This is a genomic window from Bradyrhizobium neotropicale, assembly GCF_001641695.1.
Lineage (GTDB): Bacteria > Pseudomonadota > Alphaproteobacteria > Rhizobiales > Xanthobacteraceae > Bradyrhizobium > Bradyrhizobium neotropicale.
Genome location: NZ_LSEF01000113.1, coordinates 121,345 through 141,947, shown reverse-complemented (window position 1 = coordinate 141,947; position 20,603 = coordinate 121,345). Strand labels below are relative to the sequence as shown.

The following is a 20,603-nucleotide window of genomic DNA, read 5'->3' as shown; positions in this document are numbered from 1 at the left end:
CTAGGCGGTGTGGACACTTATCGCATCCATAGGACGATGGCAGCGAGAGTGACGACGGCTCGGTAATTTCGGGCGGTCTTTTCGAAGCGGGTAGCGACGCGGCGGAACTGCTTGAGTTTGGAGAAGCAGCATTCCACGAGATGGCGCTGGGCATAGAGATGTTTGTCGAGCGGATATTTGAGGGCGCGTGACGGGTTGTTGGGGATGACGGCGAGCGCCTTTTTGGCGGCGATGTCTTGGCGCAAATGATCGGCGTCATAGGCTGTATCGGCGATGACGACCTCGGCCGGCAGTCCCTCGATCAATGCGGCGGCCTGTGGTGCATCGCCCTTCTGGCCTGCGGTGAGCGTGAACCGTACAGGACACCCCAAGCCGCGAACGGCCATATGTATCTTCGTGCTCAGGCCGCCGCGCGAGCGGCCAAGCGCCTGATCTTCAGACCCCCTTTTTTCGCCCCGGCGGCGTGCTGATGCGCCCGGACGATGGTGGAATCGACGATCAGATATTCGAAGTCTGGATCATCAGACATCGCCTCGAAGATCCGCCACCAAACACCCTTGATGCTCCATCGACTGAAGCGCCGGAATACGCTGTTCCAGTCTCCGAACGCCTCCGGAAGGTCGCGCCAGGGAGAGCCTGTACGCACGATCCAGAGCACACCTTCCACGAACATCCGGTTGTCCCGCCCGGTCGAACCCTTCTGGTCGGGCCGGCCTATGATCAGCGGCGCCATGCGCTCCCAGGCCGCGTCGCTCAACACCAAACGATCCATCACACCCAAGGCCGCCTCCCAAAAAGAAGCCTTGAATCTGATTTGCTCTCAAAAGGGAATCCTTAGAGTCCACACCGCCTAGGGCTCGTTGCGCCCATCGAAGCGCGTACGGGCCGCCTCGATCTGCTCAAGATGCTCCATCGCCCATTTGCCCAGCGCCTCCACGGGCCGCGACAGCCCGCGGCCGAGATCGGTCAGTTCGTAATCCACGCGCGGCGGAATGGTCGGGAAGATCGTGCGCGTGACGAGCCCGTCGCGCTCCAGCCCGCGCAACGTCAAGGTCAGCATCCGCTGCGAGATGCCGTTGATCATGCGCTTGAGCTCGTTGAAGCGCTTTGGCCCGTCGCCGAGCATCATGATGACGAACACGCTCCATTTGTCGCCGACGCGCGACAGCACGGAGGCGACCCCGCGGCAGTCCGCATGGTCGGGATCCGGCCTCGGCGCGGCAGGCAAATCGGTGTGTGTCAGTTTCAAGGATGTGCTCATGGCTCAAAAAAGTGCGTTCTTGCGGGGATTTCGATAGTCACTCATGTAGCGCTGGTTACAATCCTATACCAGGGTGATCCCAAATGAAACTCCTTCATATCGACTCCAGCGTGCTCGGCCCCCACTCCGTCAGCCGGCAAGTTTCCGCCGCCATCGTCGACAGGCTCAAGCAGGCGACGCCGTCGCTCGACATCGTCTATCGTGACCTGACGCAGACCCCGCTGGCCCATCTTTCCGGATCGCACCTCGCGGTCGCGCAGGGCGCGCCCGCACCAGCGGAACTCGGCCCCGACCTTGCAGCGGGTGCGACCGCGCTCGACGAGTTCCTTGCTGCCGATATCGTCGTGATCGGCGCCCCCATGTACAACTTCACGATCCCGAGCCAGCTCAAGGCCTGGATCGACCGCATCGTGGTGGCAGGCAAGACGTTCAGCTACGGGGCGAACGGACCGCAGGGCCTCGCCGGTGGCAAGCGGGTGATCCTGGCGATCTCACGCGGCGGCTACTATGGCGCAGGCACGCCGCTCGCCGCGCTCGAGCATCTCGAAACCTACTTGCGCGGCGTGTTCGGCTTCATCGGCGTCAATCCCGAATTCATTATTGCCGACGGCATCCAGGTAGGGCCGGAGCATCGCGAAAAGGCGCTGGCGGGCGCGCTCGAGGCCGCGATCAATCTTCGCGCCGCTTAAGGCCGACGCAAGCTCCATCTGCCGCCGTCACCCGGCGGCGGCAGCCGGGGGCCGAGTAAGCGAAGCTAAAACCAGACCCCCTGCATGCCCAGGATCACGGCAATCAGCGAGATCAACAAGCCGACACCGGAGAAGATGGCGACCGCCACGAATTCAGTACTGTCGGAGCGCTTGGCCGGAATAGCGGATTTTTCAGTGTAAATACGCGGTGCTGAAATCGAAGAAAAAATGCGACCTGCTTTTGACATAACGGGCTCCCTTAAATGGGTCTTATGACCCCGCCCGTACGAATGTCTGTGCAGCTTGCGCCAAAGTTCAACGCATCACGGAAGGTTCATGAAATACACTTCCCTGACGCTAGAAACGGCCGGTGCAACCAAGCCCTGGCGCTACCGGCCGATTCAATTTTCGTCAGAGTTGCTCAACCGCGATAGATCGGAGCGCCACTCGGAGAGGCAACCGCGCCGCCGTCGACGAAGATCTCCTGGCCCTGCACATGCGCGGAATCATCCGAGGCGAGGAACAGCACCGTCTTCGAGATGTGATCCGGTTCACCGATGCGGCCGAGCGGCGTCGACAGCGCGATGCGCTTCTCGAACGCCTTTTCGGCTTCGGGCGTTGCGATCGCGGCGCCCCAGATCGGCGTGCGGATCGCACCGGGCGCGACCACATTGACGCGGATGCCGCGCGGCGACAGCTCCGACGCCATGATCCGCGCCATCGCCCGCACGCCGGCCTTCGCGGCGCCGTAAGCCGAGTAGCCGGGAATGCCGAGCACGGAAATCACCGAGCCGTTGAGAATGATCGAGGCATTGTCGTTGAGGTAGGGCAACGCCGATTGCACTGTGAAGAACACCCCGGTGAGATTGGTGCTGATGACCTTCTCGAAGGTCTCCAGCGTCGCTGAACCGAGCGGCGTGCTGCCGGGGATCCCGGCATTGGCGAATACGATGTCGAGCTTGCCGAACTTTTCGGCCCCCTTCCTGATCGCGGCTTCGGTCGCGGCGATGTCGGTCGCATCGGCAGCGAGCGCGAGCGCGTTCGGACCGAGTTCTCTCGCGGCGGCCTGCAGCGTTTCCTTGTTGCGTCCGGTGATGATCACCTTGGCGCCCTCGGCGACGAACAGCTTTGCGGTCGCAAGGCCGATGCCGCTGTTGCCGCCGGTGATCAGTGCCGTCTTGTTCTTCAGTCTCACGCTCGCCTCCAATGGTTGCATAATGAAACTACGTTGCCATCTAGGCCAAATGGTTTTATAATGCAACCACACAAGCGCGTGATCGATGCCGGGATCGGCGGACACGATGGGACCGAGACGATGGTGAAACGAACGAGCTTTGAAGGTGACGCCTGCCCGATCGCGCGGTCGCTGGAAGCGATCGGCGACTGGTGGTCGCTCCTGATCATTCGCGAGGCGCTGTTCGGCCTGCGCCGCTTCGGCGAGTTTCAGAGCAAGCTGGGTATGGCGAAGAACATTTTGGCCGTGCGGCTGCGCGCGCTGGTCGACCACGGCATCCTCGCAACCGCCCCCGCCTCCGACGGCAGCGCCTATTCAGAATATGTACTGACGCCGAAAGGCCGCGGCGCCTTCCCAATCCTGGTCGCGCTCCGGCAATGGAGCGAGGAGTTCGACGACCACCCCGAGGAGATCGCAACCATCCTGGTCGATCGCGCGAAAGGCCGCCCGGTGAAGAAGCTCGAAATGCGCGCCGAGGACGGCCGCCTGCTCACGCCAGCCGACACCATGCTGAAGCCACGGCCGGCGCCGCGGCGGCGGTCGGATTGATAGCACCAAACTGCTGCCACGGCGTCATTGCGAGGAGCTCGCGACAAAATTGCGAAGCAATTTTGCGCTGATGCGACGAAGCAATCCAGAGTCCCTCCGCGGAAAGACTCTGGATTGCTTCGCTGCGCTCGCAACGACGGCGCGGAGGGACTTGTACAAAATGAAGACGCCGTCGAAGATGGCTGGACACCGCAAAATGGCACCACCATGCCCCTGCTCGCCATCGTCTATTTTTCCATCTCCGGCACCACCGAGACGCTGGCGCATGCGGTCGCACGCGGCGCGGCCGAGATGGCGGAGATCGCGCTTTGCCGGATCGTCGGCGACGATATCGTGGCGGGCCGATTCCGGAATGCGCGATTGGTGGAGACGATCGACCGGGCCAGTGCCGTCGCTTTCGGCAGCCCGACCTACATGGGCGGACCGGCGGCCCAATTCAAAGCCTTCGCAGACGCTTCAAGTGACCGATGGAGCCAGCAGCGATGGGCTAGCAAGATCGCAGCCGGCTTCACGACGGGCGCCTGCGCGGGCGGCGATCAACTGCACACGTTGACCTACTTCTCCATTCTGGCTGCGCAGCACGGCATGCTCTGGTGCGGGCTGGATATTCCGGGCGGAGAGGATCCGAGCGGTCGCAATCGGCTGGGCAGCCAGCTTGGCCTCGCGACCCACCTGGTCGACGGCGCATTGCCGCAGAGCGATCTGATCACGGCCGAATATCTCGGCCAGCGATTGGCAAATATGGTCGGTCGCAATGATCGGGTTGGAGCGATGCGTTCAACTTTCTCACCGTCACCCTGAGCCGCTTCTTCAGCGGCCCTCGAAGGGCGACGGCCCGGCTCCTTCCGGGCTACTACGTAAAATCGAAGGTCTGGAGAACGATACGTTCGACCGGATCGTAATAAAGCAGGATGTTATCTGCGCCGGAGCTGCGGTAGTTCCAACCGGGTACGGCCGCAATGAACCGATACGGCCGGCCATCGCGCGTCATCGGGGATGTATCGCCGCAGGCATAAGTGAACGCGGCTCCGGGCACGTCTTGCCATTCCATGTTGCCAACCGGCGCGTCGCCGCCGAGCTGGGAAAGCGCTGGCACCGGGATTGGTTCTCGCCCTCGAAACACCCGGCAGATCTGGCCTGACTTGGCAAAAGCGGCCTTGCATGCCGCAAAGCTCGCATGCTGTTCGTCGTAATGATCCCGAAGATGCCCCTTTTCCCCTTCCGCTTCGGCCGCCTCGACCTCAAAAAACCGGAAATCGCCAAGCAACTTGTATCGATCGTCTGAGCCTACACGGAAGCCGATCCAGTTGCTTTGCAGGTAGGGCCCCCAATAGGCCTCGCCCATCTCGCCAACGTATCCTTCATAGGGCTCGATCGGACTGACGAGATGGAGCCAGCCCGAGAGGCTTGGATCGATTGCTGAAAGCTGGATGGATACGAGCGGATTGAGGAGGCGTTGATATCTGGCAACCGGTTCGACGAAGACCGCTTCTGGCTCGGGAAACGCTTTCAGAAATGGCTGAGGCAGGAAAGTGTCTTGCACGAAGTCTCCCTCGCTCGATGCTGGCGACCATGTTGCGCTGATCGCGAACTGCTCTTCGACGACATTCGCCCGTTGCACCGTAAAGGCGGTGTGACAGCGTGTGGCTCGTCCCCCGGCCGGACCTGAAGAGCCGCCTCACCATCATTGCGAGCGCAGCGAAGCAATCCAGAGTCTTTCCGCGGAGGGATTCTGGATTGCTTCGCTGCGCTCGCAACGACGGGGGGTTAGAGCGGTGCGCTCATTCTGCTGCCCGTCACCCTGAGCTGGCCGCTCCTTCAGCGGCCCTCGAAGGGCGACGGCCCCGCTGCATCTCGGCCGTTCATCCTTCGAGGCTCCCGGCGCGATGCTCTGCATCGCGCCACTCGCACCTCAGGATGACGGGTTCGACAGCAACACGCGGCCCCCCTCCGCCCCCTACGACAGCTTCCGCTTCGTCCGCAGCCTCAAATGCTCGTCGGCTTCGAGCTGCGTCATGCCCAGGAGATAATGCAGCACGTCGAGCTTGTGGCGCTCGGCGAGCTTGCGCAGCGCTGCCACCTGCTCGGCGATGAAGGCAACCGCCTCATCCGCCCCACCCTCGCCCGGTTCCTCATGACGCGAGCCTCGTTGCGCGCCTGTTACGGCGCGCGCCCGTTTTCTTGCTGGCTTGGTCACCAGTCCCCACCCGAATCCATGCCCCGCGCAAACTTTACGCCGACATCGACCGCAACTCCAGGGTGGTATTTTACAACTTTCTCGATATGAAACTTTTCCCATCGGGACGCCTTTCAACACCCCTCGATTTGACAGCGGGGGCCTCACCACCCATGTTCGGGTCGAAACGGCCGATGCGAGTCCTTTCGAATTCGGCCCAAGATTTTCCCGTAAGTTACTGGAACTACATGAATATCGTCATTGTGGAGTCGCCGGCGAAAGCCAAGACGATCAACAAATATTTGGGCTCGTCCTACGAGGTTCTGGCCTCGTTCGGCCATGTCCGCGACCTGCCTGCCAAGAACGGTTCCGTCGATCCGGACGAAAATTTCAAGATGATCTGGGAGGTCGACCCCAAGGCGGCCGGCCGGCTCAACGACATTGCCAAGTCCCTGAAGGGTGCCGAGCGCCTGATTCTCGCCACCGACCCTGATCGCGAAGGCGAGGCGATCTCCTGGCACGTGCTGGAGGTCCTGAAAGAGAAGCGCGCGCTGAAGGACCAGAAGATCGAGCGCGTGGTGTTCAACGCCATCACCAAGCAGGCGGTCTCGGAAGCGATGAAGCATCCGCGCGAGATCGACGGCGCGCTGGTCGATGCCTATATGGCGCGCCGCGCGCTGGACTATCTGGTCGGCTTCACACTCTCCCCCGTGCTGTGGCGGAAACTGCCGGGCGCCCGCTCGGCCGGCCGCGTGCAGTCGGTGGCGCTGCGCCTCGTCTGCGACCGCGAGCTCGAGATCGAGAAATTCGTGGCTCGCGAATACTGGTCGCTGATCGCGACTTTGCTGACGCCGCGCGGCGACGCCTTCGAGGCGCGCCTGGTCGGCGCCGACGGCAAGAAGATCCAGCGGCTCGACATCGGCACCGGCGCGGAAGCGGAAGACTTCAAGAAGGCGCTGGAACTGGCCACCTACGCGGTGACCGCGGTCGACGCCAAGCCGGCCCGGCGCAATCCGCAGGCCCCGTTCACCACCTCGACCCTGCAGCAGGAAGCCAGCCGCAAATACGGTTTTGCGCCGGCGCACACGATGCGCATCGCGCAGCGGCTCTATGAGGGCATCGACATCGGCGGCGAAACCACCGGACTCATTACTTATATGCGTACCGACGGCGTGCAGATCGCCGGCGAAGCGATCACCCAGGCGCGCAAGGTGATCGGCGAGGATTACGGCAACGCCTACGTGCCGGATGCGCCCCGCCAGTACCAGACCAAGGCCAAGAACGCCCAGGAAGCGCACGAGGCGATCCGCCCGACCGACCTCTCCCGCCGCCCGGCCGCCATGGCCCGCAAGCTCGATGCCGACCAGGCCAAGCTCTACGAGCTGATCTGGAAGCGCACCATCGCGAGCCAGATGGAAGCGGCCGAGCTCGAGCGCACCACCGTCGACATCACGGCGAAGGCCGGCGGTCGCACGCTGGAGCTGCGCGCCACAGGCCAGGTCGTCAAGTTCGACGGCTTCCTCGCGCTCTACCAAGAGGGCCGCGACGACGAAGAGGACGAGGACTCCCGCCGCCTGCCCGGCATGAGCGCGGGCGAAGCCCTGAAGCGGCAGTCGCTCGCCGTCACCCAGCACTTCACCGAGCCGCCGCCGCGCTTCTCAGAAGCCTCGCTGGTCAAGCGCATGGAAGAGCTCGGCATCGGCCGGCCCTCGACCTATGCCTCTATCCTCCAGGTCCTGAAGGACCGCGGCTACGTCAAGCTCGAGAAGAAGCGCCTGCACGGCGAGGACAAGGGCCGCGTCGTGGTCGCGTTCCTGGAGAGCTTCTTCAGCCGCTACGTCGAATACGACTTCACCGCCAATCTGGAAGAGCAGCTCGACCGCATCTCCAACAACGAGATTTCCTGGCAGCAGGTGCTGAAGGAATTCTGGCGCGACTTCATCGGCGCCGTCGACGACATCAAGGATCTGCGCGTCGCGCAGGTGCTTGACGTGCTCGACGACATGCTGGGACAGCACATCTATCCGCCCCGCGCCGATGGCGGCGACATCAGGCAGTGCCCGAGCTGCGGCAGCGGCCGGCTCAACCTGAAGGCCGGCAAGTTCGGCGCCTTCGTCGGCTGCTCGAACTATCCGGAATGCCGCTACACCCGCCAGCTCGCTGCCGACAGCGAGGCGAGCGCCGACCGCTCGCTCGGCCAGGATCCCGACACCGGCTTCGACGTCTGGGTCAAGGCCGGCCGGTTCGGGCCCTATATCCAGCTCGGCGAGCAGAAGGATTATGCGGAAGGCGAGAAGCCGAAGCGCGCGGGCATCCCGAAGGGCACGTCCCCCGGCGACGTCGACCTCGAGCTCGCACTGAAACTGTTGTCGCTGCCGCGTGAGATCGGCAAGCATCCGGAAACCGGTCAGCCGATCACCGCAGGTCTCGGCCGCTTCGGGCCTTTCGTGAAGCACGAGAAGACGTACGCCAGCCTAGAGGCCGGCGACGAGGTCTTCGACATCGGCCTCAATCGCGCGGTCACGCTGATCGCGGAAAAGGCCGCCAAAGGCCCGAGCCGGCGCTTCGGCGCTGATCCCGGCAAGGCGATCGGCGATCACCCGACGCTCGGCACCGTCACCGTGAAGAGCGGCCGCTACGGCCCCTACGTCACCGCAGGCGGCGTCAACGCCACGATCCCGAGCGAGATCGAGAAGGACGCGATCACGCTGCCGCAGGCGATCGCGCTGATCGACGAGCGCGCGGCCAAGGGCGGCGGCAAGACCAAGGCGAAGAAGGCCAAGGAGTCTAAGAAGGCAACCAAGGCGGCGAAGAGCGCCGATGGCGAGGAAGCCGCGCCTAAACCTAAGAAACCGGCCGCGAAGAAAGCCGCGGCCAAGACCAAATCAGAATCCACCAGCAAGGCGCGCGCAGCCGTGTCGTCGACCGCGAAGACGTCGCCGACCAAGGCAAGTGGCGCCAACAAGGCTCCGGCCAAGAAGAGTGCCGGCAAGAATTAGAGGTTAAGTGAAACGCAAGAATGACCGTGGCTTTCCCGATCGGAATGCCATCGTCGCCTTCATCAAGGCAAATCACGGAAAGGTCGGGACTCGCGAAATTGCGCGCGAGTTCGGCCTGAAGAACGCCGATCGCGTCGAGCTCAAGCGCATGCTGCGCGAGCTCGCCGACGACGGAATCATCAAGAAGAAGCGCCACAAGGTCTCGGAACCGGAGAGCCTGCCGCCGACGCTGCTCGCCGACATCACCGGTCGCGACTCCGATGGCGAGCTGATCGCCTCCCCCGCCGAATGGGACGAGGTCGAAAGCGGCGAGCCGCCAAAAATCCTCATTGAGATGCCGCGTCGGCCAAAGCCGGGTACGGCGGCCGGCGTCGGCGACCGCGCGCTGCTGCGCGTGGAGCGTTCGGACGAGGAGGAAGGCCCTGCCTATCGCGGCCGCATCGTCAAGGTCATCGACAAGGCCAAGAGCCGGATCCTCGGCGTCTTCCGCAGCCTTCCCGAAGGTGGCGGCCGGCTGATCCCGGTCGACAAGAAGTTCGCCGATCGTGAACTCAATATCGCGAAGACCGAAACGCAAGGAGCAGAGGATGGCGACCTCGTCAGCGTCGACATCGTCCGCTCGCGCGGCTTTGGCCTCGCCTCAGGCCGCGTCAAGGAGAAGCTCGGCTCAGTCAAGTCGGAGAAGGCGATCAGCCTGATCGCAATCTACGCCCATGACATTCCGCTGCAGTTCACGCCCGCGGCCGAGCGCGAGGCCGAAGCGGCAGAGCCTGCCAATCTGAAAGGGCGCGAGGACTGGCGCGACGTCCCGCTCGTCACCATCGATCCGCCCGATGCCAAGGATCACGACGACGCGGTGCATGCGCAGCCCGATGACGATCCGAACAACAAGGGCGGCTTCATCGTCAACGTTGCGATCGCCGATGTCAGCTTCTATGTCCGGCCGGGCACCGCGCTCGACCGTGATGGGCTCGACCGCGGCAACTCGGTCTATTTCCCGGACCGCGTCGTGCCGATGCTGCCGGAGCGCATCTCCAACAATCTCTGCTCGCTGGTGCCGGGCGAGCCGCGCGGCGCGCTCGCGGTGCGGATGGTGATCGGCCCGGACGGGCGCAAACGCTCGCACACCTTCCATCGCATCCTGATGCGCTCGGCAGCGAAACTGCATTACGCGCAGGCGCAGGCCGCGATCGACGGACGGCCGGACGACACCACCGGCCCCCTGCTCGATCCGATCCTCAAGCCGCTCTATGCCGCCTATGCCTGTGTCAAGCGCGCCCGCGACGAGCGCGATCCGCTCAATCTGGACCTGCCCGAGCGGAAGATACTGCTGAAGAGCGACGGCACGGTCGATCGCGTCGTCGTGCCGGAGCGGCTCGATGCGCACAAGCTGATCGAGGAATTCATGATCCTCGCCAATGTCGCGGCGGCCGAGATGCTGGAGAAGAAGTCGCTGCCGCTGATCTACCGCGTGCATGACGAGCCGACGCTGGAAAAGGTCCATGCGCTCCAGGAGTTTCTGGAGACGCTGGACGTCCCCTTCGCGAAAGCAGGCGCCCTGCGCCCGACGCTGTTCAACCGCGTGCTGGCACAGCTCGAGGGCCATGATTACTACCCGCTCGTCAGCGAAGTGGTGCTGCGTGCCCAGGCACAGGCTGAGTACTCCTCGGAAAACTACGGCCATTTCGGCCTGAACCTGCGCCGCTACGCGCATTTCACCTCGCCGATCCGCCGCTATGCCGACCTCGTCGTGCATCGCGCTTTGGTTCGCGCTCTCGGCCTCGGCGAAGGCGCCTTGCCCGACAGCGAGACGCCGGAAACGCTGGGCGAGGTCGCCGCCCATATTTCGCTGACCGAGCGGCGCGCGATGAAGGCGGAGCGCGAGACCGTCGACCGGCTGATCGCCCATCACCTCGCCGACCGCATCGGCGCGACGTTCCAGGGCCGCGTCTCCGGCGTCACGCGCGCCGGCCTGTTCGTCAAGCTGAGCGAGACCGGCGCCGACGGATTGATCCCGATCCGATCCCTTGGCACGGAATATTTCAACTATGACGAGAGCCGCCACGCTCTCGTTGGCACGCGCAGCGGTGCCATGCACCAGCTGGGTGACGTCGTCGACGTTCGTCTGATAGAAGCAGCTCCAGTTGCCGGTGCACTGCGCTTCGAGCTGTTGTCGGCCGGCGAGAGCGCGCCGCGCAGCCGCAGGGATTTTCGTTCCCAGCGCAAATCGTTCAAGGCGCATCCCGGACGCAGTCCGAAGCAAAAGAAGCGCAGGCCCGAGAAGCAGAAGAAATCCCGCAAGGGGAAGAAGGGCCAAGGAAAGAAGGGTAAAGGCGCAAAGGGCAACGCATGGACGCAATGAGCACGGCCCCAAAAATCTGGACGCGCGAGACCGGCCTCGTCGAGAAGCGCGACGTCTGGAGCGCGATGAAGCGCGGCTTTCGCGGGCGCTGCCCGCGCTGCGGCCAGGGCAAGCTGTTCCGCGCCTTCCTCAAGACCGCCGACAATTGCACGGCCTGCGGCCTCGACTTCACGCCGCATCGCGCCGACGACCTGCCCGCCTATCTCGTGATCGTCATCGTGGGCCACATCGTGGTGCCGACCATCCTCTGGATCGAGACCAACTATTCGACGCCGGTCTGGCTGACCTTCGCGGCCTATCTGCCCTTCACCTTCTTCGCATCACTCGGACTGTTGCAGCCGGTGAAGGGCGCCGTGGTCGGATTGCAATGGGCTCTGCGCATGCACGGCTTTGACGACAATCCTCCGGATGGTATTCCGCCGGTGTAAATCAAGAATAAGCAAAACAGTTCGGGTGAGGAAATGACGGAAGCGGCGCAGGCGGAAAAAGAGAAGGTTCACGACGAGAAGGAGCCTGATCATCATCCCTATTTCCGGCCCAGGGATGCCGCGACGCTGATCCTGGTCGATCGCAGTGGCACGATTCCAAAAGTCCTGGTCGGCAAGCGCCACGACAACGTCGTGTTCATGCCCGGCAAATTCGTCTTCCCCGGCGGCCGCGTCGACAAGGCCGATTATCGCGTGCCGTGCGCGGCACCAATCACTGCCGAGCTGGAAGCCAACCTCGCCAAGGGCAGTCCGAAGACGCCGGCGTCACGCGCGAAGTCGCTGGCCGTTGCTGCGATCCGCGAGGCCTGCGAGGAGACCGGGCTCTGCCTCGGGCGCAAGGCCGACGGCAAGGTGCCGAAGCTTGAGGGTCCATGGGCGCCGTTCGCGGACGCAGGCCTCTTGCCTGATCCGTCCGGCCTGTTCCTGATCGCACGCGCCATCACCCCGCCCGGCCGCGTCAAGCGCTTCGACACGCGCTTCTTCACCGCGGACGCCTCCGCGATCACCCACCGCGTCGAGGGTGTGATCCATGCGGATGCGGAGCTCGTCGAGCTGGTGTGGGTCGAGCTCGGCTCCAAGCCGCTCGCCGATTTGCATCCGATGACGCGCAACGTGCTCAACGAGCTCGACACGCGCCTCGCCACCGGCCCGCTCAGCCACGATGCGCCGGTGCCGTTCTTCCATTTCTACGGCGGCAAGATGCAGAAGGATATTTTGGGCTAGAGCGTTCTCAAGCGAAGTGGATACCGGTTCGCGTCGAGAAAACGCGTCAAAACAAGAATCTCAGCTCTCGGCCTCGTCATCCGCATCCGGCTCGGTGCCGACATAGTCGCGCGCCGGAAGCTTGAGGACGCGGCCAAGCTCGTTTGCGAACCTGTTCGCCTCGTCGCGCGTCGTGAAGCTCGACAGCGTGATCGGCGCAGTCCCCTTGTTGCCGCAGAGGCTGACGTCATACGTCGTGAGCTGCGGATCGTAGTCGTCCGTGATGCTGATCAGATGATAATCGGCGAGATTGCGCAGGCTGCGAATATTCAGCGGGCCGAACTGCCTGGTGATGACGATCTGGCGCAGCGATTCGTTGAGAACGACGAAGTAGCGAAACGTGAGCAAGATCAGGCCGGGTATGCCGACGAGGAGCCCGAGGCCGGTGAACACCAGCACGGGCACGAGGTCATCGGCCAATCGGCCGAAGCCGGAGAAGTCCTGCTGTAGGCCCAGGGCGACATTCCACAGCAGATAGGCGCTCGCCGCCAGGAGCGGCAGCGACAGCAGCCGGCCGATCCAGGGCATGGACCAGTCGATGCGGATTGTGCCGTCCACCGTCATTGCGCTTGCCATCGGAAGTCTCCACGCGGGCCGAAGTCATGGCTTGGTCGGCCCGGGCGGCCGATCGGTTCGATGGAGGAGTCCCTCCCTCTTCCGTCATTCCGGGGCGAGGGAGCCCCTCCTCCCGTCATTCCGGGGCGCGCTTCCTGGCGCGAGCCCGGAATCCATGCTTTCGCGGTCATTGCGGTCCGATGGATTCCGGGCTCGCGCTGACGCGCGCCCCCATTGCGCACTTGCGCAATGTGGAATGACGATTGTGCTGGGGGACGACCGAAAAACGAAAAATTGTTCCGCACCGTCCCCGTGGCGCCGACGGAGGCCGCACCTATGTGATGTCGACCGACACCCCAGAACGGACAGGGCGCGATGGCACAACGGCAACTCAAGCTTGGCGCGTTCATGCGCCCGATCAGCATCCACACCGGAGCCTGGCGCTATCCCGGAGCCTGGCCGGACGCCAATTTCAATTTCGATCACATCAAGACGCTGATCCGGAAGCTCGAAGCCGGCAAGTTCGACGCCTTCTTCATGGCCGATCACCTCGCCGTGCTGAACATGCCGATCAATGCGCTGAAGCGCAGTCACACGGTGACATCGTTCGAGCCGTTCACGCTGCTGTCGGCACTGTCCGCCGTCACCGAGCGGATCGGCTTGATCGCGACGGGATCGACGACGTTCGATGAGCCCTACCATGTCGCGCGCCGCTTTGCCTCGCTCGACCACATCAGCGGCGGCCGCGCCGGCTGGAATATCGTCACCACCTCGAACCCCGACGCGGCGCTGAATTTTGGCCTCGACGACCACATGGAGCACGCCGAGCGCTACAAGCGCGCCCGCGAATTCTACGATGTCGTCACGGGCCTGTGGGACTCTTTCGCCGACGACGCCTTCGTGCGCGATGTCGAGCAGGGCCTTTTCTTCGAGCCGTCGAAGATGCATGTGCTCGACCACAACGGCAAATATCTGAAGGTGCGCGGCCCTCTCAACATCGCCCGTCCCGTGCAGGGCTGGCCGGTGATCGTGCAGGCCGGCGCCTCCGAGGACGGCAAGCAGCTCGCAGCCGAAACCGCGGAAGCCGTGTTCACCGGTGGCGGCAGCCTCGCCGACGGGCAAAAGCTCTATGCCGACATCAAGGGCCGCATGGAGAAGATCGGCCGCGACCCCGAGCATTTGAAGATCCTGCCGGGCGCCTTCGTCGTGGTCGGCGACAGCGTCGACGAGGCCAAGGAGAAGCGCGCCCTGCTCGACAGCCGCGTGCACTACGACAGCGCCATCGCTTCGCTCTCCGTCATCCTCGGCACGGATGCATCCGGCTTCGATCCGGACGGGCCGTTGCCGGAAATCCCCGAGACCAATGCCAGCAAGAGCGGCCGGCAGCGGATGGTCGATCTGGCGAAGCGCGACAAGCTGACCGTGCGCCAGCTCGCCCAGCGCGTCGGCGGCTATGGCGGCCTCTCCTTCGTCGGCACCGCCAAGACCATCGCCGACCAAATGGAGGAATGGCTGGTCGGCCGTGGCTCGGACGGATTCAACATCATGTTCCCGTTCCTGCCAGCCGGCATTGACGATTTCGTCGACAAGGTGGTCCCGGAGCTCCAGCAGCGCGGAATCTTCCGCAAAGAGTATGAGGGGGCCACTTTGAGAGAGAATCTGGGCCTGCCGCGGCCGAAAAACCGGTTCTTTGAGGCGTGATGGGTCCGATTTGGGTGCTTTTCTAGCCCTAAAACCTTGACTTCCGGCGGTTTCTGGCTAGGTTGCCGGCCAACGCGGGCCGTTTGGCCGGCTCCAGATTCCCTTCATTTTTGAGGTCCTGAACATGGCCAAAGCGGTCACCATCAAGGTCAAGCTCGTGTCCTCGGCTGACACCGGCTTCTACTACGTCGCCAAGAAGAATTCGCGCACCATGACCGACAAGCTGGTCAAGAAGAAGTACGACCCGGTCGCGCGCAAGCACGTCGAATTCCGCGAAGCCAAGATCAAGTAAGATCGCGGAACGCTGAAGACTTTTGCGGGGCCCTTTCGGGCCCCGTTTTCATTTTTGGCTCCGCTCGTGTCCCGGACGCGGCGCAGCTCCATAAGCGCGTTCACACGCGTCTTCGACGCGCTCGCCGCAGAGCCGGGCCCGGACAGCGACACAGCACTCTCCGAGACATGGGCCCCGGCTCAGCAGCGCACCGTCAACTCGGCGCTACGCTGCGTTCGGGGCACGCGGGCCGCGCGTGGACGTGTGCTCTCAAAGTTGTCGCAACCGTTGTGCGCACAGGCGGCAGAGCCAGCCATGTCATCCAGCCAAGTCAGTATTGAGCCAGAAGCAGTCATCGGCAGATATCTGTTCAACCCTCAGTTGCTCAACTCGGAATGTATGTTACCGTGCACATAGCGGGACGGCGTCCCGTCCCGAATTTGGGAGGCTATGTCATGCGATTGTCGCCAAGCTTTGCCGCGCCCTCGGCCCTCGCCGTCCTGTCGACTGTCTTGCTGTGCGGTCCGGCCGTATCACAAATCACAGCGGGCTCCGCCCTTCCCCCCGTCACGGTCGACGCGCCGAAGCAGTTGGCAAGGCCGGTTGCGCCGAAGCAGACAGGAAGCTCGGTGTCATCGCGTCGGACAGCATCAACCGCTGGAACGTCATCAACCGCACGGACACCTGCACCAGATTCGGTCTTGGGCAGGATTGCAAGCCTGGAGAAAGTAGCCAGCAGCTGCAACGGTGGCTGTGCATCAAGCTTCCCACACGGCAAAGATCCCTGGGTTGGATGCAGCGAGTCGGGCGGAGGATTGAACTATGGCCCTCTCTCGCCAACGTGCCGAGACACTATCACCCATAAATCCTACGTGGATTGCGTCGAGACCAAGGTGTTCCTGGGCGAGTTTCGAAACAGAGCCCACTGGTTTTGCAGCAGCCTGCAGGCCGGCAACAGGTTCAAGGTCGCAGAACTCAAGCGGTCGGGACGTCCGCGCTAACAGCGCGGCATCGTTTGAAGCTTAAGGGCTGACGCACGCAACCATGCGCTCCGTCTCCCTCGAAGACACGCTGCGTCTCCACGCGTCATTGCGAGGAGCTCTTGCGACGAAGCAATCCAGGCTCGTTCCGCGGAGGCATTCTGGATTGCTTCGCTACGCTCGCAATGACGGAGTGCGGGTGGCAGCCCTACCCCTTCTCATGCACCGGCGTGCAACGCTGCTGCGCCGAGCCGCTGACGCCCGCGAGCCTTCGCCTCATCTATGCCGTGCGCAGCACCGGTGGCTGCGACGGCCGGATCAGCGCGAATGCGACCTGGATGATGCCGCCCGCAAGACCGAGCGCCACACCGATGCGCCAGGCCATGGTGTAGGAACCGAGTGCATCGTAGAGCACCCCTCCTCCATAGGCGCCGAGGAAGCTGCCGATCTGGTGGCTCATGAAGGCAAGGCCCTGGATCATCGCCTGCCAGCGAAGGCCGAACATCTCGGCGACGGCGCCCGCGACAAGCGGGCCGACACCCATCCAGAGGAAGCCCATGATCGCGCCGAACAGCAGCGTCGAAGCTGATGTTGCCGGCAGCGTGAAATACCAGGCGAGCGCGAGCGAGCGCAGGATGTAGATCGCCCCCAGCAGCGCCAGCTTGTTCCAGCGCTGACCGGCCCAGCCGAAGAACAGCGAGCCCAGCACGTTGAAGCCGCCGATCATGCCGAGCGTCTGCGCGCTCAGCATCGGATCGAGACCGCAGATCGCCAGATAGGACGGCAGATGCGTAGTCAGGAAAACGAGCTGCATGCCGCAGACGAGATAGGCGCAAGTCATCACCACGAACGAGGCATTGCCGAACGCCGCCTTCGCCGCCGTCGCAGCGGTGGCATCGCCGATATCATCGGCGGCCGGCTTCGGCAGCGGAATCCTGTCGATGCGCCCCGCATACCATGCGGCGGGAATCATCAGCACCGACATGACGACGAAGCCGGCGAGCCCGATGCGCCAGCCGAAACCCTCGTTGAGCATCTGTCCGATCGGCGCCGACAAGAGCGCGCCGAGCGAGCCCGCACCGGATACGATGCCGAGCACGGTCGAGCGCACCGTCGCAGGGACGGCGCGTGCCGCCACCGACATCGCAATCGCCGCCGCGGTGCAGGCCAGCGACGTGCCGATCAGCACGCCGCCGCCGACCATCACGCTGATGAGGCCGCCTGCGGTCGCCATCAAAGCCAGGCCCGCAATGTACATCAGCGAGCCGACGATCATGATGGGCCGGAAGCCATAGCGCACCGTCATCGCGCCGGCGAGCGGCTGGAGGAAGCCCCAGGCGAGGTTTTGCACGGCCAGCGCCAGCGTAAAATCCGACACCGAGATGTGGATGTCATGCGTCAACGGTTGCAGGAAGATGCCGAGGCTCTGTCGCAGCCCCATGCTCAGCGTCAGCATGATCGAGGCGCCGATCAGGATGGGCAATGTCGGACGCAGGACCTGCAACAGGGGCATTTTTGTTCTCCCTCGTGGGCGCGGCACGATAGCCGTCGTCTGCGATTCCCGTTGATTTTAGCTACACAGACCTGTTTACTTACCCTATAGAAGGCTGGTGCTGTCAAGCGAAGAGGGCTTATTCCGACGCATGGCTCCCCCGCCCACCCAACAGACGATGAAGGAGCGGATCCTCGAGACCGCCGACAAGCTGTTCTATCTGCAAGGCATTCGCGCCATCGGCGTCGACACCATCGCGGCCGAGGTCGGCATCTCCAAACGCACGCTCTACAACCACTTCCCCTCCAAGGACGCGCTGATCGCGGCCTATCTGGAACGCCGCTTCGTGCAGCCGCGCCCGTCCGACAAGCCGCCGGCCGAGCAGATCCTCGCCACCTTCGATTTGCTGGAGCGGCGATTTGCTGCGAAGGATTTTCGCGGCTGTCCGTTCGTGAATGCGGTCGCCGAGCTCGGGCCTGCGGACCGCGCGGTGAAGAAGATCGCGGTCGCCTTCAAGGAAAGCCGCCGCGTCTGGTTTCGCGAGCGGCTGAACGCGCTCGGTGTCACTGAGGCCGACGCACTCGCGACCCAGCTCGTCCTGCTGGTCGACGGCTCGATTGCGCAGGACCTCGTACGCGACGATCCCGCGATGGCCCGCGCGGCGAAGGAAGCAGCGAAGGTGCTGCTGCGGAATGCGGGTGTGGATGTGGGCGATGGTACGGCGAAGCCCGTGAAGGGCAAGCGTTCGCCGCAGTGACCACTGTCACCGCACTACGCGATGTCATCACCCGCGAAAGCGGGTGATCCAGTATCTCAGAGACGGTCGTTGGATACGGAGAAGCCGCAGCGTACTGGATTCCCCGCTTGCCGCCTACGCTGAAGCTTCGGCTGCCCAACAGCGTACGCTCCGGCGAAGCCTTGGCGTAGCCGGGTCGCGGGGAATGACAGCGAGTATGGGGCAGCGGAGTTCGCCCCACGTGCCAGTGCGGGATGATGAAATAATGCCGGTGTTTTGCCCGACGTGTCAAACGGCTCTACGGACGCACGAGGCATCCTCCGCCGGTCATAGGCTACTTTGCATGGGGTTGTTTTCGAGATTTTTTGTGACTGCCCCCGTCCGCACCAGGCCGGGACGACGGCTGAGGATGAGGCGCAGACGACGCGCCCCCTCACCCGCCCCGCGTCACGCCGCCTGCGACACCACGCGATTGCGGCCGTCGTGCTTGGCGCGGTAGAGCGCGGTGTCGGCGCGCTTGAGGACGTCGGCGACCGCCTCGCCCTTCTTTTCCAGCGTGGTGAGCCCGATCGAGATCGTGACCTCGATGCGCTTGGTGCCCTTGTGGATCGCGAACGGCTCGCCGGCAATCGAGCGGCGCAGGCGCTCGGCGACCATGCCGGCGACGTGGAGGTCGGTTTCCGGCATCACGATCACGAACTCCTCGCCGCCGTAGCGGCAGGCGAGATCGATGCCGCGGATCGATTTGCGCACGCGCACCGCGAACTCGCGCAGCACGTCGTCGCCGGCATCGTGGCCGTAATTGTCGTTGATCGACTTGAAGTAGTCGATGTCCAGGATCATCAGCGCGAGCGGCTTGCCGCGGGTCGAGGCCTGCTCGGCGAGCGTCGCCAGATGGCTCTCCATGTAGCGGCGATTGTGCAAACCGGTGAGCGCGTCCGTGATCGCCATCTCGATCGAGTTCTGGACGTTGTCGCGCAGGTGATCGGTGTAGCGGCGGCGGCGGATCTGGGTGCGGGCGCGCGCCAGAAGCTCGTTCTTGTCGATGGGCCGCAGCAGATAGTCGTTGACGCCGATTTCGAGGCCGCGGAGCAGCCGCGTCGAGTTCTCGGCATCCGCAATCGCGAGGATCGGCACATGGCGCGTGCGCTCCAGCGAGCGCGCCTGGCTGCACAGCCGCAGGCCGTCGAAATTGTTCAGGTCGAGCGAGACAATCAGGAGGTCGTAATTGCCTTCGGCCGCGTGGAACAGCGCTTCCGTCGGATTCGGCTCGACATCGACGGTGTGCTCGGCGGCGAGTTGCGTCGCCAGCCGTTCATAGGAGGACTGGCGGTCGTCGACCAGCAGGATGCGGCCGCCCTTGCCGGTGTCGGCCACGGCGCTCCGTTCGGGCGCCTGCATGCCGATCTCGAGCGAGGTGATGGCGCGCATGCGCAGCTCATCCGTCATCATCTTCAGCCGCGTCAGCGAACGGACGCGCGCGATCAGCACGACATCGGAGACGGGTTTGGTGAGGAAATCGTCGGCACCGGCTTCCAGCCCACGGTTGCGGTCGGCGGGACTGTCGAGCGCCGTCACCATCACGACGGGGATGTGGTGCGTCGCCGGATCGGTCTTCAGGCGGCGGCAGACCTCGAAACCGTCCATGTCGGGCATCATCACATCGAGCAGGATGATGTCGCATTCGGCGCGGCGGCAGATCGCCAGCGCCTCGGTGCCGTTCGCAGCGGTCATCACGTCGAAATATTCGGCGGAGAGACGGGCTTCCAGCAGTTTGACGTTGGCAGGGACGTCATCGACGACCAGGACACGCGCGGACACTTAACTCACTCCCTACCCGATGAAACGCCGGACCGTCTCAATGAATTTGCCGACCGAGATCGGCTTCGACAAATAGGCTTCGCAGCCGCCCTCGCGGATGCGTTCTTCGTCGCCCTTCATCGCGAAGGCCGTGACCGCGACGACGGGAATGGTGCGCAGCTCCGGATCGTCCTTGATCCAGCGCGTCACCTCCAGGCCCGACACCTGCGGCAACTGGATATCCATCAGCACGAGATCGGGACGCATCTTGCGAACGAGATCGAGCGCCTCGTAGCCGTTGCTGGTGCCCGAGGTCTGGTAGCCGTGCGCCTCCAACAGGTCGCGGAAGAGCTTCATGTTGAGCTCGTTGTCTTCCACGATCAGGACGGTCTTAGCCATCCCGTCCTCCCGTTTGGCAAGGAGACCGATACATGTGACGCCTCAGGCGCCTCTCGCCGGCGCTTCAAAAACTGGATTCAAACTAGCCTCAGATTCGCTCTAGTTTCGTTAAACCCGAGGGCCGACTTTCTGCGATGTGGTTCCAGTTG

At 63.7% G+C, this 20,603-nt stretch carries 19 protein-coding genes and 1 pseudogene; 10 read left to right on the top strand and 10 right to left on the bottom strand.

The features are described 5' to 3' along the window. Positions 1–17 precede the first annotated feature (17 nt). Both AXW67_RS41275 and AXW67_RS36970 read right to left on the bottom strand, forming a co-directional pair. Positions 18–733 (bottom strand): annotated as a pseudogene (locus tag AXW67_RS41275) (IS5 family transposase). Positions 734–850: 117 nt separating this feature from the next. Next, complete coding sequence (locus AXW67_RS36970) at positions 851–1,261, bottom strand: winged helix-turn-helix transcriptional regulator (protein ID WP_063681861.1); 411 nt, start codon at positions 1,259–1,261, stop codon at positions 851–853. 83 nt (positions 1,262–1,344) lie between these two features. On the opposite strand from AXW67_RS36970, the gene AXW67_RS36965 reads away from it, so the two are divergent. Beyond that, positions 1,345–1,950: an FMN-dependent NADH-azoreductase gene (locus AXW67_RS36965; protein ID WP_063681860.1), complete on the top strand. Its 606-nt coding sequence runs from the start codon at positions 1,345–1,347 to the stop codon at positions 1,948–1,950. Between the two features lie 65 nt (positions 1,951–2,015). Here the strand turns inward: AXW67_RS36965 and AXW67_RS36960 are convergent, their stop codons facing one another. Continuing rightward, the gene (locus tag AXW67_RS36960) at positions 2,016–2,198 is read right to left on the bottom strand and encodes a hypothetical protein (protein ID WP_063681859.1); all 183 of its coding nucleotides are present in this window, start codon (positions 2,196–2,198) and stop codon (positions 2,016–2,018) included. Positions 2,199–2,371: 173 nt separating this feature from the next. Beyond that, positions 2,372–3,145: a glucose 1-dehydrogenase gene (locus AXW67_RS36955; RefSeq protein ID WP_063681874.1), complete on the bottom strand. Its 774-nt coding sequence runs from the start codon at positions 3,143–3,145 to the stop codon at positions 2,372–2,374. Between the two features lie 120 nt (positions 3,146–3,265). Between AXW67_RS36955 and AXW67_RS36950 the strand changes: the two genes are divergently transcribed. Then, on the top strand, positions 3,266–3,733 hold the full coding sequence (locus tag AXW67_RS36950; protein WP_063681873.1) for a winged helix-turn-helix transcriptional regulator: 468 nt from the start codon (positions 3,266–3,268) through the stop codon (positions 3,731–3,733). A gap of 27 nt (positions 3,734–3,760) precedes the next feature. Then, the gene (locus AXW67_RS36945) at positions 3,761–4,534 is read left to right on the top strand and encodes a flavodoxin family protein (RefSeq protein ID WP_245315835.1); all 774 of its coding nucleotides are present in this window, start codon (positions 3,761–3,763) and stop codon (positions 4,532–4,534) included. A gap of 52 nt (positions 4,535–4,586) precedes the next feature. Here the strand turns inward: AXW67_RS36945 and AXW67_RS36940 are convergent, their stop codons facing one another. Next, the gene (locus tag AXW67_RS36940) at positions 4,587–5,276 is read right to left on the bottom strand and encodes a hypothetical protein (protein ID WP_145928122.1); all 690 of its coding nucleotides are present in this window, start codon (positions 5,274–5,276) and stop codon (positions 4,587–4,589) included. Between the two features lie 414 nt (positions 5,277–5,690). Next, positions 5,691–5,930 carry a hypothetical protein gene (locus AXW67_RS36935; RefSeq protein ID WP_027553090.1) on the bottom strand — a complete coding sequence of 80 codons (240 nt, stop codon included), beginning with the start codon at positions 5,928–5,930 and terminating at the stop codon, positions 5,691–5,693. 227 nt (positions 5,931–6,157) lie between these two features. Here AXW67_RS36935 and topA point away from each other — a divergent pair, with 227 nt between their 5' ends. Genes topA through AXW67_RS36915 form a run of 4 tightly spaced genes read left to right on the top strand, consistent with a single transcriptional unit; the run spans position 6,158 to position 12,481 of the window. Then, complete coding sequence (gene topA / locus AXW67_RS36930; RefSeq protein ID WP_063681857.1) at positions 6,158–8,908, top strand: type I DNA topoisomerase; 2,751 nt, start codon at positions 6,158–6,160, stop codon at positions 8,906–8,908. A 7-nt stretch (positions 8,909–8,915) separates the two neighbouring features. Further along, a complete protein-coding gene (gene rnr / locus AXW67_RS36925; protein ID WP_063681856.1) occupies positions 8,916–11,270 on the top strand; it encodes a ribonuclease R in 2,355 nt (784 codons plus the stop codon). Further along, positions 11,258–11,698: a DUF983 domain-containing protein gene (locus AXW67_RS36920; RefSeq protein WP_063681855.1), complete on the top strand. Its 441-nt coding sequence runs from the start codon at positions 11,258–11,260 to the stop codon at positions 11,696–11,698. Before rnr ends, AXW67_RS36920 begins: the two co-directional genes overlap by 13 nt. Positions 11,699–11,731: 33 nt before the next feature. Then, positions 11,732–12,481 (top strand): NUDIX hydrolase, encoded by a 750-nt coding sequence (locus AXW67_RS36915; RefSeq protein ID WP_063681854.1) that lies wholly within the window; start codon positions 11,732–11,734, stop codon positions 12,479–12,481. A gap of 60 nt (positions 12,482–12,541) precedes the next feature. Here AXW67_RS36915 and AXW67_RS36910 read toward each other — a convergent pair whose 3' ends face one another. Further along, a complete protein-coding gene (locus tag AXW67_RS36910; RefSeq protein WP_063681853.1) occupies positions 12,542–13,096 on the bottom strand; it encodes a hypothetical protein in 555 nt (184 codons plus the stop codon). A 354-nt stretch (positions 13,097–13,450) separates the two neighbouring features. Between AXW67_RS36910 and AXW67_RS36905 the strand changes: the two genes are divergently transcribed. Further along, positions 13,451–14,776, top strand: a complete 1,326-nt coding sequence (locus AXW67_RS36905; RefSeq protein ID WP_063681852.1) for an LLM class flavin-dependent oxidoreductase — start codon at positions 13,451–13,453, stop codon at positions 14,774–14,776. A 124-nt stretch (positions 14,777–14,900) separates the two neighbouring features. Beyond that, on the top strand, positions 14,901–15,068 hold the full coding sequence (gene rpmG / locus AXW67_RS36900) for a 50S ribosomal protein L33 (RefSeq protein ID WP_007603295.1): 168 nt from the start codon (positions 14,901–14,903) through the stop codon (positions 15,066–15,068). A gap of 1,239 nt (positions 15,069–16,307) precedes the next feature. Here rpmG and AXW67_RS36890 read toward each other — a convergent pair. After that, complete coding sequence (locus AXW67_RS36890; RefSeq protein ID WP_063681850.1) at positions 16,308–17,540, bottom strand: MFS transporter; 1,233 nt, start codon at positions 17,538–17,540, stop codon at positions 16,308–16,310. Positions 17,541–17,670: 130 nt separating this feature from the next. Between AXW67_RS36890 and AXW67_RS36885 the strand changes: the two genes are divergently transcribed. After that, entirely contained in the window at positions 17,671–18,276 is a 606-nt protein-coding gene (locus AXW67_RS36885; protein WP_063681849.1) for a TetR/AcrR family transcriptional regulator, read from the top strand. Between the two features lie 426 nt (positions 18,277–18,702). Here AXW67_RS36885 and AXW67_RS36880 read toward each other — a convergent pair whose 3' ends face one another. Together AXW67_RS36880 and AXW67_RS36875 are read right to left on the bottom strand one after the other, a co-directional pair. Then, complete coding sequence (locus tag AXW67_RS36880) at positions 18,703–20,076, bottom strand: PleD family two-component system response regulator (protein WP_063681848.1); 1,374 nt, start codon at positions 20,074–20,076, stop codon at positions 18,703–18,705. Positions 20,077–20,088: 12 nt separating this feature from the next. After that, positions 20,089–20,454 (bottom strand): response regulator, encoded by a 366-nt coding sequence (locus tag AXW67_RS36875; RefSeq protein ID WP_027553080.1) that lies wholly within the window; start codon positions 20,452–20,454, stop codon positions 20,089–20,091. Positions 20,455–20,603 lie beyond the last annotated feature (149 nt).